The organism is Cellulophaga lytica DSM 7489 (assembly GCF_000190595.1).
Classification (GTDB): Bacteria; Bacteroidota; Bacteroidia; order Flavobacteriales; family Flavobacteriaceae; genus Cellulophaga; species Cellulophaga lytica.
In genome coordinates this window covers 1,585,695-1,599,231 of sequence record NC_015167.1, presented here as the reverse complement: position 1 = coordinate 1,599,231, position 13,537 = coordinate 1,585,695, and the positions used below count along the sequence as shown (strand labels likewise).

At 33.3% G+C, this 13,537-nt stretch carries 9 protein-coding genes; 3 read left to right on the top strand and 6 right to left on the bottom strand.

All coding sequences use genetic code 11. The annotated features are described in order from the left end of the window. Nucleotides 1-237: 237 nt before the first annotated feature. Together CELLY_RS07055 and CELLY_RS07050 are read left to right on the top strand one after the other, a co-directional pair. Nucleotides 238-1,812 (top strand): hypothetical protein, encoded by a 1,575-nt coding sequence (locus tag CELLY_RS07055; protein ID WP_013620975.1) that lies wholly within the window; start codon nucleotides 238-240, stop codon nucleotides 1,810-1,812. A 77-nt stretch (nucleotides 1,813-1,889) separates the two neighbouring features. Next, nucleotides 1,890-3,716: a cytochrome c peroxidase gene (locus tag CELLY_RS07050; protein ID WP_013620974.1), complete on the top strand. Its 1,827-nt coding sequence runs from the start codon at nucleotides 1,890-1,892 to the stop codon at nucleotides 3,714-3,716. A gap of 16 nt (nucleotides 3,717-3,732) precedes the next feature. On the opposite strand, the gene CELLY_RS07045 is transcribed toward CELLY_RS07050, so the two are convergent. Together CELLY_RS07045 and CELLY_RS07040 are read right to left on the bottom strand one after the other, a co-directional pair. Beyond that, entirely contained in the window at nucleotides 3,733-4,587 is an 855-nt protein-coding gene (locus CELLY_RS07045) for a hypothetical protein (protein ID WP_013620973.1), read from the bottom strand. Nucleotides 4,588-4,730: 143 nt separating this feature from the next. After that, nucleotides 4,731-7,583, bottom strand: a complete 2,853-nt coding sequence (locus tag CELLY_RS07040) for a sialidase family protein (RefSeq protein WP_042256772.1) — start codon at nucleotides 7,581-7,583, stop codon at nucleotides 4,731-4,733. A gap of 278 nt (nucleotides 7,584-7,861) precedes the next feature. Here CELLY_RS07040 and CELLY_RS07035 point away from each other — a divergent pair, with 278 nt between their 5' ends. Further along, nucleotides 7,862-9,157, top strand: a complete 1,296-nt coding sequence (locus CELLY_RS07035; protein ID WP_013620971.1) for an aminopeptidase P family protein — start codon at nucleotides 7,862-7,864, stop codon at nucleotides 9,155-9,157. A gap of 74 nt (nucleotides 9,158-9,231) precedes the next feature. Here the strand turns inward: CELLY_RS07035 and CELLY_RS16670 are convergent, their stop codons facing one another. The 4 genes from CELLY_RS16670 to CELLY_RS07015 all read right to left on the bottom strand — a co-directional run bounded on the left by CELLY_RS16670 (nucleotide 9,232) and on the right by CELLY_RS07015 (nucleotide 13,526). Further along, nucleotides 9,232-10,350: an OmpA family protein gene (locus CELLY_RS16670; RefSeq protein ID WP_013620970.1), complete on the bottom strand. Its 1,119-nt coding sequence runs from the start codon at nucleotides 10,348-10,350 to the stop codon at nucleotides 9,232-9,234. A 195-nt stretch (nucleotides 10,351-10,545) separates the two neighbouring features. Then, the gene (locus tag CELLY_RS07025; protein ID WP_013620969.1) at nucleotides 10,546-11,562 is read right to left on the bottom strand and encodes a sugar phosphate nucleotidyltransferase; all 1,017 of its coding nucleotides are present in this window, start codon (nucleotides 11,560-11,562) and stop codon (nucleotides 10,546-10,548) included. Between the two features lie 72 nt (nucleotides 11,563-11,634). Next, a complete protein-coding gene (dut, locus tag CELLY_RS07020) occupies nucleotides 11,635-12,069 on the bottom strand; it encodes a dUTP diphosphatase (protein ID WP_013620968.1) in 435 nt (144 codons plus the stop codon). Continuing rightward, complete coding sequence (locus CELLY_RS07015) at nucleotides 12,066-13,526, bottom strand: oligosaccharide flippase family protein (RefSeq protein WP_013620967.1); 1,461 nt, start codon at nucleotides 13,524-13,526, stop codon at nucleotides 12,066-12,068. Before CELLY_RS07015 ends, dut begins: the two co-directional genes overlap by 4 nt. Nucleotides 13,527-13,537: the final 11 nt, after the last annotated feature.

The window sequence follows — 13,537 nt, the reverse complement described above, 5'->3', positions numbered from 1 at the left end:
TATTAGTGTACACCTTAGTTTAAGCTAAACATACACTTTTTTTTAACAACTAAAACAAACCGCTTAGTATGTTATTTGCATTTGCTATTAAGAACAATTACAATTAATAACCTTAAATTAAACTAGTAACATAAACACAAAGCTTACTTAATACAAACACCATAATGAGTTAACAATATTGGCGATGTTGAAAATTATTTTTGCTGTGCGAGAAATAATAACCAACAACACTAAAAAATGAATAAAAAATTATTAGCCAAGGCTTTAGTATTCTCCTTATTAGGAGCAAGTATTATAGGTTGTAATCCTGAAGACGGAATGGATGGCACAGACGGAAAAGACGGTATTGACGGAATTAATGGTCAAGACGGAGAAGACGGTGAAGACTACACACCACCAGCTTCTATTTTTGAAAATAAATCTAATATGAAACCTTTAGTTGCTATAGATGGGCAGTTTAACTTTGTAGAGGCTTACTCTTTAGTTAGCTCTAGCGATGTACTAAACTTTGGCGGTAGCGACTTTAGAATTGGTGGTGGTGCAGATGGTGCCGGACTAATTAAAAACGGAGAAGGTTATGAATATGTAGTAAATTTTGAAGATCATTTTGCTGTAGCAAGGTTATCATTAGACAATGAATTTAATATAACAGATGCAACATATTTATTAAACTCTAGTGTTGCAGACTATGCACGCCAATGTTCTGGAACTATGTGGGAAAAGGAAATTCACGGTGGTGATAAAGATTTATTTTTATCTGCATCTGAAGCATTTAATTTTGATGTAAAAGGAATAGATCCCTTAGTAGAAACACCAACACCAACGGCAGATTTTGGTTTAGATGCATTGGGTGAGTTTGCTTGGGAAAACGCTACTCCGTTACCACAAGGAACTTATGCAGGACAAACAGTAATACTTGGTGGTGATGATGATTCTTCTGGTTCTGAAGGACAAGTTATTATGTACCACTCTACAGCTGGCGATGCTGATTTAACTGGCGGAAAAATTTACGTATTACGCCTAAAGCAAGTATCTGACGGTGCTGGTGCAGTAATGGCAGTAGCTGCAGACACACAATACAACGAAGGAAACTTAGATTTTCAGACAACTTACGATGTAGAATTTGTTGAAATTGTAAATGGATCTAGCTTAACCGTAGATGAAATGGAAACAGCTTGTAATGACGTTTTTGCATCTCAATTTATGAGAGTAGAAGACGTAGATTACCAAAAAGGTGGAGATGCAAACGCTAGAAATGTTTACTTTGCAGTTACAGGTCGTGGCCCAGGAAGAGGTACTTATAACGACTGGGGAACAGTTTATAAGTTAGAACTAGACGCTACAAACCCTTTAGAAGGAAAGCTAACACAGGTTATTAGTGGAAATACAGATACAAATAATATGGATGGTAACCTTGCAATGTTACAGAGTCCAGATAACATTTGTGTAACCGAAAACTACATATACACGCAAGAAGATCCTAACTCTTTTAATAGAGGTCATGCAGCATACATTTATCAGTCTGACCTAGAAGGTAACAACTCTAGAAAAGTTTTAGAACTTGTTGTTAGAAACGATTTAGCCTTAGACAAAACTACTGGCTTAAGCGGAGAGTTTGGTTCATTAATAGATATATCTGACAAAATTGGAGAGCCAGATACTTTTATGTTGGCTTTACAACCACACTACTGGAAAAGTAATGAGTTTGCCGGTGTAGATGGTGGTACACAATCTTTACAGCACCCTTGGTTAGGAGACTCTCCTTACTTAGAAGGATCTCAAATTGTAATAATCAAAGGTTTACCTAGATAAAAACAACACATATTTTATTAAAAAGATCCCTGTATCATATGGTGCAGGGACTTTTTACTATATAAAAACTACAACAAATGCTTAAACACAGTTTTAAAATTTTATTTTTTTTGGTATTACTTGCTTCTGCCTGCAAAGAAAAACAAGACTATACCAAAACCACTACTTCACAAGAGGTCAACTGGAAAGCTGCTCAAGATTATTACGCAAAACACATAACGCAAGCAGCAGAATTAATAGACACGCTAAACACAGTTAAGTATAATGACAGTTTAGCTAAAACTCTTTTTTTTAAATTACGTATTGCTTTTAAAAAAGCAGAACCTTTTGCAGGCGCTTTAAACCCTTCTGTAACCCATAAAGCAAACGGGCCCGCTTTACCCACATATAATGATGATAGCGGCAGAATAGTTTCGCCTGTTGGCTTACAAAAAATAGAAGAAACATTATTTACTGAAGACGGAAACCAAAAAGACTTTTTAAGAGAACTTTACTACCAAAAAGGATTTGTAAACAACTTAAAAGAAAATATAAAAAAAAGAGAATTAACACCTAAACGCTTTTTTATTGGTACACACCAACAATTAATACGTATTGCAAGTTTAGCAATGGCTGGTTTTGACACTCCTGTAACAGGCAGAAGTATAGAAGAAACAGCGATATCATTAATCAGTTTACACCAAGTTTATAAATTAACCTTACAACCATTAATTGTAGAAAAAAACAAGAAGCTAGACGCTGATTTTAGTAAAAATATAAGTGAAGCAATTAGCTACATTAAAAAGAATACCGACTTTATTTTATTTGATAGATATACTTTTATAAGAGATTACCTAAACCCAATTACAAAAAACTGGGTAGAAATAAGACAAACATCTCAACTTTGGGATGGAAAAACCAATGCATATCCTTTTAATTTTAATGCTCCTACTTTTTTTGAAGAAGATAGTTTTAATGCAAATTACTTTTTAGATGTAAACGATAGAAACCCTTCTGAAGAGAAAATTGCTTTAGGGAAAAAGTTATTTTTTGATAAAAAACTATCTAGTGATGGCGCAATGTCATGTGCTACCTGCCATTTACCAAATAAAGGATATACAGATGGACTAAGACTTGGCAAAAACAATAACAAAGCTCTACTACAAAGAAACACACCCACACTACTAAATAGCATTTACCAAAAAGCATTTTTTTGGGACGGAAGAGCAAATACTATAGACGACCAAATAAGTGCTGTTTTTAAAAACGATAAAGAGTTTAATACAGATGTACATCGTTTTTCAGGAAATATTTTAAAAGACACCACCTATATAACATTATTTAAAAATGCTTTTGGCGTTGTACCTAATAGCAATAGAGAAACCGTTAGAGCTATATCTGTTTATGTATCTACATTAATTGGATTTAATTCTAAATTTGATAAGGACTTGCGAGGTGAAACTAGCAGTTTTACCGCTGAAGAAAAAAACGGTTTTAATTTATTTATGGGTAAAGCACTTTGTGCAACCTGCCATTTTATACCCTTAACAAACGGCACAGTACCGCCTTTTTATAAAGAAACAGAGAAAGAGGTTATTGGCGTACCAAAAACAAGTAAAAACAAAGTTTTAGACAACGACAGAGGTTTTTATTGGGTTTTTGAAGAAGATATACATGATAAAATGTTTAAAACACCCACAGTTAGAAATAGCACACTAACAGCTCCTTATATGCACAATGGTATTTACAACACTTTAGAAGAAGTTGTTAATTTTTACAACCTAGGAGGTGGAGCTGGTTTAGGCTTTAATTTAGACCACCAAACACTACCTTTTGATGAGCTTAAGCTAACAGATAAAGAACAAAAAAACCTAGTAGCTTTTATGCATACCCTTACAGATAATACTGTTGCTGGTGAAAAATAAGCAATAAAGCCAAAAACTATCTTTTGTTTTTGGCTTTATGTTTTTTATTAAGGTTTATGTAGCCCCCAAAGACTACATTCCATTGAGAGAACAGAAAATCTTGTTTTCCTCTATCTGTATCTACAGGTGTTGTAATAATACTTGGCAAATTTATATAACCACTTTTCAATTCGGTCTGAATAAAAAAGACCTTAAATAGCGTTAAGTTTAAGCCTCCTGTAGCGCCTACACCATAACCTGCTAAATGAAACTCATCATTTTTACCTTTATTAAGTAAATCTGAGTTTGTTTTAGGAATTAACACGCCTGCATTTACACCAACCAACAAATTAAGGTCTGCAAAACTAGTTAAGCTAGCTAGTTTATCATTTCTTCTAAGACCTACATTTACATAGTTTAATCCATCTGTATGTTCAAACTCTAAAAAGCTTTCTTGATCAATTACAATATCATCATTATCATAAACACCATCATAAACAGTACCTGTACCCTCTATATAACCAGAAATTTTTACCGTTTGCAAATCATTTACTACATATTTCATATGGTCTGTACCAATAGAAATATCCCAGTGATCATTTAAAAAATAACCCACTCTAAAATTAAATTGAGGTATAGTTAAACGGCCAGGATTTAAATGCTCACTAACCTTCCATCTTAAATCATGGTCATGAGATTTTACATTCTTTAATACAAAATTATGGTCCTCCCCTTTAAATTCAATATCAGATGAAGAGTACTGAGCGGTATTCCAACCCCAATAAAAGTATAATTTGCCTTTTTTAGAATCTGTACTTAAAGTTAAATTCTCTTGCCCGTAAGCAGATGCTGCTGCGCTTAAAAAAAAGAGCAGTATATAAAATATACGCATTTAGTATTATAAAAAATTAATAAAAATAAAGAGAATGCAAAACTAAGGCTTTAAAAAATTAGACTTTAGTATTTATAGGTTTTTTAACATAAAAAAAGCCAAGAAACTAATCTTGGCTTTTAAAAATATAACAATAGGTATATTTATTTTATTTCAAATTTTGTAACTGTTTTAGCCCCATTACCAGACAATTCTATTTTATACACTCCCTTAGGCAAATATGTTTTGCCATCTTTAGCTTGCTGTAACTTTACTTTATTCTTTTTTAGAAAGTTAGATTTTCCTGTTTTAGAAAAAGCAACATCATAAGACAACACATTAAACCCTTTTTCACCATCTACAACAACAGAGCTAACCTCTGTATTATTCATAGTTAAAATACGAGCAGTAAAACTCCCTTTTTTATCTGCATAAAAATTGATATCTACTCCTGGTGTGTTTGGCCTAAACCTTGTTGATTGAGCATTACCCCACCTGCTAGAATGTTTAATGTTTTCTGGTTTAAACAAGTGTAATTTTTTAGCCAACATTTTAGGTGTCATTTCCTGAAGCTTGGCAATATTAGTTTTATAAATGCTTCTACCATGCGTACCAACCAATAAATCTTTTGCCGTAGGTTGTATTACCAAGTCATGAACAGCTACAGCAGGTATACCGTTAGTAAATAAATTCCAGGTATTTCCCATATTAAAAGACACATACAAACCATTATCTGTACCAATAAATAATAAATTTTCATTTTCAGGATCTTCAATAATAACATTTACTGGAGAAGCAGGTATGTTACCACCAATATTTTTCCAGCTTTTACCGTAATCATCACTTACATATACGTATGGCGTATAATCATCCCATCTGTAACCATTTAAAGTTACATAAACACGTTCTTTTTTATGCGCAGACGCAACAACTCTAGACACCCAAAGCTCATCGTTTTTAAGGTTATCACTTATTTTTTCCCATGAAGCACCGCCATTTTTAGTAAGTTGTATGGCTCCGTCATCACTACCTGTGTACAGCAATCCAAATGCAAAAGGAGATTCTGATATTGTAGTTAATGTACCGTAAGCCACATTTCCTTTTTTACCTCCATTTGTTAAATCGCCAGAAATAGTTTCCCAATTATCTCCTTTATTAAAAGAACGGTGCAATTTATTACCTCCTAAGTATAAAATATCTTGGTTATGAGGAGACAATAAAATTGGTGTTTGCCAATTAAAGCGATAAGGACTCTCCCCTAAATTATGTTTAGGCTGAATGTATTTTTGAGAATCGTTTTCCCTGTCTATTCTAAAATAGTTTCCAAACTGAAAACCTGTATAAACAATGTTAGCATTTCTACTATCTATCTGCACTTGCATACCATCACCACCCATTAAGCTTTCCCAAGGATACTGTCCTGTTTGGTGCCACCTTACACTTTCTCTAGCATTATTGGCACCAACCCAAACTCCGTTATCTTGCAAACCACCATACACATTATATGGTTTTTCATCATCCACATTAATAGCATAAAACTGACCAACAGCTGGTGAATTATTTTTTATCCAATTTTTACCATCATCGTATGATATATTAATTCCGCCATCATTACCATTAATTAAATGTCCTTTTAAATCCGGATTAATCCATAGTGCGTGATGGTCTGAGTGTACATTTGGACCATCTATATTATCAAAAGTTTTACCGCCATCATTAGATTTTATTAGCGGCACACCAGCTAAGTAAATTTCATCTTTATTTTTAGGGTGTACTCTTATTTGCGCAAAGTAATAGCCATAACTATAAAACAAATTATCTATATGTTCTTGGTTTGTTTTTTTCCAAGTCTTCCCTGCATCATCACTCCTATATACTTCTGCTCCAACAACAGGCGTTTCAAACAACATAGAGTTGGCATCTTCTAAATACTTAGCAATATCTATTGGTTTAACAGTACCAACACGTACCATTTGCTTAACATTTGGCGCTCTATGCTTTTCATGAAAACCGTTTGTTTTTAAAAAATTATTAAGCTTAGAGTCAGACAAAGCCAAAAACTCTTTATTAGACATTGTTTTAAAATCATCTTTAACCAAATCATTAGATGCTTTTTTCTTTTTAGCTTCTGCAGGTCTTCTAAACTGACTATCATGAACAGCGTAAACAGTGTTTTCATCAAAAACGGCTAAACCAATTCTACCAACACCTTCTCCAGTAGGAAAACCACTTTCCTTAGTTGTAATTTTTGTCCAGTTACTACCACCATCAATACTTTTATATATAGCAGAGTTAGATCCGTTACCAGAAAAATTCCAAGCTTTACGGTCTTTTTCCCAAGCAGCTGCATATTGTACATTAAAGTTAGTTGGCACCATAGCAACGTCTATAATACCAGTAACATCATTTACAAAAAGTGTTTTTTTCCAAGTTTTACCACCATCTGTAGTTTTATAAATACCACGCTCCTCATTAGCAGAGTATAAATGCCCTGTTGCACCTACAACAACCTCATTAGTATTTTCTGGATTAATTAAAATACGGCCAATATGGTGCGCATCTACCAAACCCATATTCTGCCAGGTTTCTCCTTTATCTGTAGATTTTAATAATCCCACACCAGCATAAGAAGATCTAGACGAATTATTTTCTCCTGTACCAACCCATATAGTTCCAGATTGCCAGTCTACAGCAATATCTCCTATATTTTGCGTGCTTGCATTGTCCATCACCGGAGTAAAAGTTGTGCCATTATTATTTGTATACCACAATCCTCCAGATGCATAAGCAGCATAAAACTCCGTAGGTTGCTTAGGGTTAACAGCAACATCTACAATACGGCCACTCATTACTGTTGGCCCAATATTAGTGAATACTATATTTTTTACAACAGAAGATTCTTCCATTTGTTTTTTTTGTACAAGTGCATTTTGCACAACGTTTTTGGGGGTTGCTGCTGGCTGAGCAAAGCTTAATGTACCAGAAAACATAAGGCACATGAATAAAAATTTTTTCATTTTTTAGGTTTTAGTTCGTTAGGTTTTGTTCTCTTAATTAGTCTGTTAATTTAACTTACGGAAGTTATAAATAAAGGGTGTTATGCCAAAATAATTTTTTACCACATGTATAAACACATTTATTTGTTTGTTATTTGATGCCCCAAATACGTTAAAAAGAGACTAAAAGATATGTTTTCTTATGCATCAAAATAGATATTCATTACTTTTGGTTACATCTTGAAATTTTATGCGATTTTGCCTCTGAAATTTCATTATAACAACTGAAAAATTAAGAAATGAAGTACAATCAAATCGATTCTAAATTATTCGTAAAAAACCGCAAAAAGTTTATGGCTCAAATGAAGCCTAAGAGTGTTGCTGTTTTTAATTCTAATGACATATACCCTATTGGCGCAGATAGCACAATGCCTTTTGAGCAAAATAGAAATATTTTTTACCTATCGGGTGCAGACCAAGAAGAAACTATTTTGATTCTTTTTCCTGATGCACTAGATCCTAAACACAAAGAAATTTTATTTGTACGCGAAACCAATGAACATATTGCTGTTTGGGAAGGGGAAAAACTTACCAAAGAGCGCGCCACAGAAGTTTCTGGAATAGAAACTGTATATTGGTTGTCTGATTTTGACAAAGTTTTCTTTGATGTAATGACCGAGGCAGAAACTGTTTACTTTGACACTAACGAGCACTATAGACAAGCTGTAGAAACAGAAACAAGGGAAGACCGATTTATAAAAAAATGCAAAGCAGATTACCCTGCACACCAATGGGCAAAAAGCTTTACCATAATGCAAAATATTAGAGGCGTAAAAGAGCCTGAAGAATTGGCATTGATGCAAGAAGCTTGTAATATCACAGAAAAAGGCTTTAGACGTTTATTAAGCTTTGTTAAACCTGGTGTTTGGGAGTATGAAATTGAAGCAGAATTACTGCACGAGTTTATACGTAACCGCTCTAAAGGTTTTGCTTATACACCAATTATTGCTTCTGGCGCCAATGCAAACGTATTACACTACATAGAAAACAACCAACAATGTAAAGATGGTGATGTTATACTTATGGATGTTGCTGCAGAATACGCAAACTACTCTAGTGACTTAAGTAGAAGTATACCTGTAAGCGGTAAGTTTACAAAAAGACAAAAAGAGGTTTATAACGCGGTTTTACGTGTTAAAAATGATGCTACAAAAATGCTTGTTCCTGGAACACTTTGGGCAGAATACCATAAGGAAGTTGGTAAATTAATGACCAGTGAGTTATTAGGCCTTGGTTTATTAGACAAAGCAGATGTACAAAATGAAGATAAAAACTGGCCTGCATACAAAAAATACTTTATGCACGGTACTAGCCACCACATTGGTTTAAATACACATGATTACGGAGAATTAAAAACTCCAATGAAAGCAAATATGGTATTTACAGTAGAGCCTGGTATTTACATACCTAATGAAAACTTAGGTATTAGGTTAGAGGATGATGTTGTAATACAAGAAAATGGAGAGCCGTTTAACTTAATGGCCAACATTCCTATAGAAGCAGATGAAATTGAAGAATTAATGCAAGCAAAATAGCATTACAATTTGTTTTAATAGTAAAAACCTCTTCTTGTTAAGAAGAGGTTTTTTTATAGTATAATTAGCATTTTTTACTCTTTATCTTCTTCAAAACCATTGTTTGCGTAAGTATTGTACTTACTTTCTGAAACCACAAACTCAACCCTTCTGTTTTTTAATCTTCCTGTTTCACTGTTATTAGTTGCCAAAGGAATTTCATCTCCATATCCTTGCCATTTAATACGGTCAAAAGTTAAACCATTATCCAATAAAAATTCACCTACAGATTTTGCTCTGTTTAAAGACAATAGTTTGTTGTATTTAGCATCTCCTTCGTTGTCAGAATGCCCATAAATGGTAACATTAAGTCTTGGATTTCTTTTTAAATGCCTTACCAACTCCCTTAATTGCCCTTTAGCTTCTTTATTAATCACATAACTATCAGATGTAAATAGCAAGTCTTTAATAACATATATTTCATCTAAATTAATACCCTCATCTTCTACAACAGATACCTGATCTATGTAGTAGTATGATGCTTTACGAAGCCTGTCATTAGTAACCTTAGTTCTGGTTCTTTTATCTCTTTTAAAATTACCAAGTGTAACAAAAGTTTCTGTACCGTTGGCTACAAAAGTTGTAGAGACGTTTGTCCAAGTTCTTTTGTTAGAAAAACCAGCAGCAGACCTAACTTTTAACAACCTAATTTCTTCTGAGTTATTTACATAGTCTATAGCAATACTTTTTTTAGTACTCCATTTAGGAGATTTTTCGGTAAATAAAATTTGAAATTCATCTACAGCTAAACCAGCTTTATCTGCCAAGCTTACCATAAAAGACACTTTATATCTTTTGCCTTTTACAAGTGTTTGCGTTAAAACACCAGTAATGTACTCTCTGTAATTATCTGGGCCTAGCATATAAAAACCAGCAAAAGCCTTACCATGATAAACTTGCTGTCTGCCTATAAAGTTATGATTTGTGCTCATTTCTGGGCTACAGTCACTATAATAGTCTGTACTACCATCAGATGGTGTACGCCATTCCAAGACATCTTTTTCAAAGTTTCCTGGTTTTTTACTACACTTTTTAGAAGACTCAAAACTTGGGTTTTTAACTAAGTTTTGCGCATTTAATTGTAATAATGAAAAACATAAAATTAAGTAAATAATATGTTTGTAAGTAGGTTTTATTTGGGGGTTAGTGTGCATAATTAAACATTTATGATTTGATGTTCATATGCAAATTAACACATAAATAGCTGGTATGTAACAATTTGAAAGCTGTATTGTTGTGAAAAACAGGAGTTTTGTAGGTGAATTATAACATTTTAGAGGTGTAAAAAACATAAAAAAACCCCATAAAAGGTAATTTTACGGGGTTAAAATGCAGTTTTATAATTGTTTTTATTCTAAAACCGAGTAATCTCCAATGCTAATTGTCTCATAATTGCCATTGTATTTTACGTGGTTACCAACCATTGCATTATCTAAATTTGCATTTTCAATTTTGCTATTGGTTTGTATTAAGCTATTTTTTATTGTTGAGTTTTCTATAGCTGTATTATCCCCTACAGATACATAAGGACCAACAGTGGTGTTTTTAAGCACTACGTTTTCTCCTATGTAGCAAGGCTCTATAATATTAGCATTTTCTAATGTAACAGATTTAGAAACTAATGCTTCACCATCTTTTTCTAAAAAGCCAAGCATACGCATATTGGTTTCTACGGTAACATTTTTATTTCCACAGTCCATCCATTCATCAACCTTACCAGAAACAAACTTTTTACCCTTTTGCATCATCTGCTTAATACCATCATTAATTTGGTATTCTCCACCATTAATAATGTTATTGTCTAAAACGTGCTGCAATTCATCTTTTAGAACGGCAACATCCTTAAAGTAATAAATACCAATTACAGCTAGGTCAGACACAAATTGCTCTGGTTTTTCAACTAGCTCTGTAATTTCGTTTTTATCATTTAGTTTAACAACACCAAAAGCTTCAGGCTTTTCTACCTGTTTTACCCAAATAACACTATCAGCAGTTTTATCTAAATCAAAATCTGCTCTAATTAATGTATCTGCATAAGCAATTACAGCTGGCCCACTTAAAGAGTCTTTAGCACACATTATAGCGTGCCCTGTACCTAAAGGTTGGTCTTGCCTGTAAATAGATGCTTTTGCTCCTAAACTCTCTGCTAATTCTTTTAAACTAGCAATAACATCATCACCAAAAAAAGCCGGGTCTCCTAAAATGAAGGCTACCTCTTCAATTGGTTCATCTAAAACTTTAGCAATATCACTAACCAGGCGATGCACAATTGGTTTACCTGCTATTGGTATTAATGGCTTAGGAACTGTTAATGTATGTGGTCTAAGACGAGAACCTCTGCCCGCCATTGGAACTATAATTTTCATTTTTTTCTTTTTTTAAATCTAAGCACAAATTAATGTGCTCATATTAATAATGGTTTATGTTTATATTATTTTTTACTTAGTGCCGGTACTACCAAAGCCGCCTTCGCCTCTTTCTGTTTCAGACAACTCATTTACCTCTATCCACTCTGCTCTCTCATGCTTTGCAATAACTAATTGCGCAATACGTTCACCGTTTTCAACTTTAAAATCTTCATTAGACAGGTTTACTAAAATTACACCTATTTCTCCTCTGTAATCTGCGTCTATTGTACCTGGCGCATTTAAAACAGTAACACCTTTTTTAGCTGCCAGACCACTTCTTGGGCGAACTTGAGCCTCATAACCAACAGGCAACTCTATAAAAAGTCCGGTTTTTATAATAGCTCTTTCTAGAGGTTTTAACGTAATAGACTCTAAAATATTGGCTCTTAAGTCCATTCCTGCTGAAGCCAAAGTTTCATAACTAGGAGTTTCGTGTGCCGATTTATTAATTATTTTAATTGTCATTTTTTCTTTATTATTTTTCTTAATACTTCATTTTCCATTTTATACACTAAGCCTACAAATAAGAGTAGTAATGCACAACCCACCCATAGGTTTCTGTCAAAAACGTAAAAAGACAAAATTGACAATACCACAGATAAGCTAAAGTAAAAAACTATTTTACGCATATTGTAGGGTATAGGATAATTTTTTTTACCATACCAATAAGAAAGCCCCATCATAGTACCATAAGCTAAAACTGTTGCAATAGCAGAAGCCATGTAACTTAATGTAGGTATAAGTGCTACATTAACAACTATAGTTACAACGGCTCCAATTACAGATATAAAAGCACCGTAACGTGTTTTATCTGTAACCTTATACCAAACAGATAGATTATGGTAAATTCCTAAAAAGAAGTTTGCTAATACAATTAAGGGCACTATTTTCATAGCCTCCCAATACTCGGAGTTATCTACAAATAATAATTTTAGCACATCAGCAAAAACTACTACACCCAATAAAATTACACTACCTAATATTACAAAGTAATTGGTAATTTGGGCATATGCTTTTTGAGGGTTTTTAGCATTAGAGTGACTAAAAAAGAAGGGTTCTATTCCCATTCTAAATGCTGTAGCAAAGAGAGTCATAAACAAAGCCAATTTGTAACAAGCAGCATATTTACCAACCTCAGATTCGGCTATGTTTGCTGGCAAAAGCCATTCTAATAAAATCTTATCAAAAACCTCATTAATTGTAAACGCTATACCAGCTAATAAAACAGGTCCAGCATATTTCATCATAGAGCGCCACAGTACTTTATCAAAAACATATTTGCTTTTAAGATATAAACCCAACATTAAAACTAATGTGACTCCGCTAGCAATTAAGTTTGATATAAATATATATGAAATTTGAAAGTCTTCTTTATAGATTGATGCAAAAACAGAATCTGCATTACCAACAACTAGCTTTGGTAACAACAATAAGAAAAAGAGATTTAAACCAAGATTGATACAAATATTTACAATTTTAATAACTGCATATTTCATTGGCTTTTCTGTGGCTCTAAGCCATGCAAAAGGAATAATTACTAAAGCATCTAAAACTAGTATAAAAATTGCATAAGAAATAAACTCTTCCCGTATACCTGCAAAACTAGCTAAAGGATTTTTTAATATTAATGCAACTACAAAAAAAGTTAAGGTAGAAACAGCTATGGAAATAAGTGATGTCGAAATTACCTTTTCTTTATCCTCAGATTTATGGTAGAACCTAAAAAAGGCTGTCTCCATACCATAAGCCAAAAACACGTTAAAAATTGCAAACCAAGCAAAAATAACAGAAACCTGACCATAAAGATCTGGATCCATTACGTCTGTATACACACGCACCAAAAGAAAAGACAGCATTCTTGGCAACACCGTTGCCAAGCCATACACAAAGGTTTGCTTAAAAAGTTTTTTAAAAGGATTCAATAGCGTTTAAT

Coding starts and splice junctions, on each gene's coding strand:
- CELLY_RS07055 (WP_013620975.1), top strand. CDS start 238: ATGAATAAAAAATTATTAGCCAAGGCTTTAGTATTCTCCTTATTAGGA.
- CELLY_RS07050 (WP_013620974.1), top strand. CDS start 1,890: ATGCTTAAACACAGTTTTAAAATTTTATTTTTTTTGGTATTACTTGCT.
- CELLY_RS07045 (WP_013620973.1), bottom strand. CDS start 4,587: ATGCGTATATTTTATATACTGCTCTTTTTTTTAAGCGCAGCAGCATCT.
- CELLY_RS07040 (WP_042256772.1), bottom strand. CDS start 7,583: ATGAAAAAATTTTTATTCATGTGCCTTATGTTTTCTGGTACATTAAGC.
- CELLY_RS07035 (WP_013620971.1), top strand. CDS start 7,862: ATGAAGTACAATCAAATCGATTCTAAATTATTCGTAAAAAACCGCAAA.
- CELLY_RS16670 (WP_013620970.1), bottom strand. CDS start 10,350: ATGCACACTAACCCCCAAATAAAACCTACTTACAAACATATTATTTAC.
- CELLY_RS07025 (WP_013620969.1), bottom strand. CDS start 11,562: ATGAAAATTATAGTTCCAATGGCGGGCAGAGGTTCTCGTCTTAGACCA.
- dut (WP_013620968.1), bottom strand. CDS start 12,069: ATGACAATTAAAATAATTAATAAATCGGCACACGAAACTCCTAGTTAT.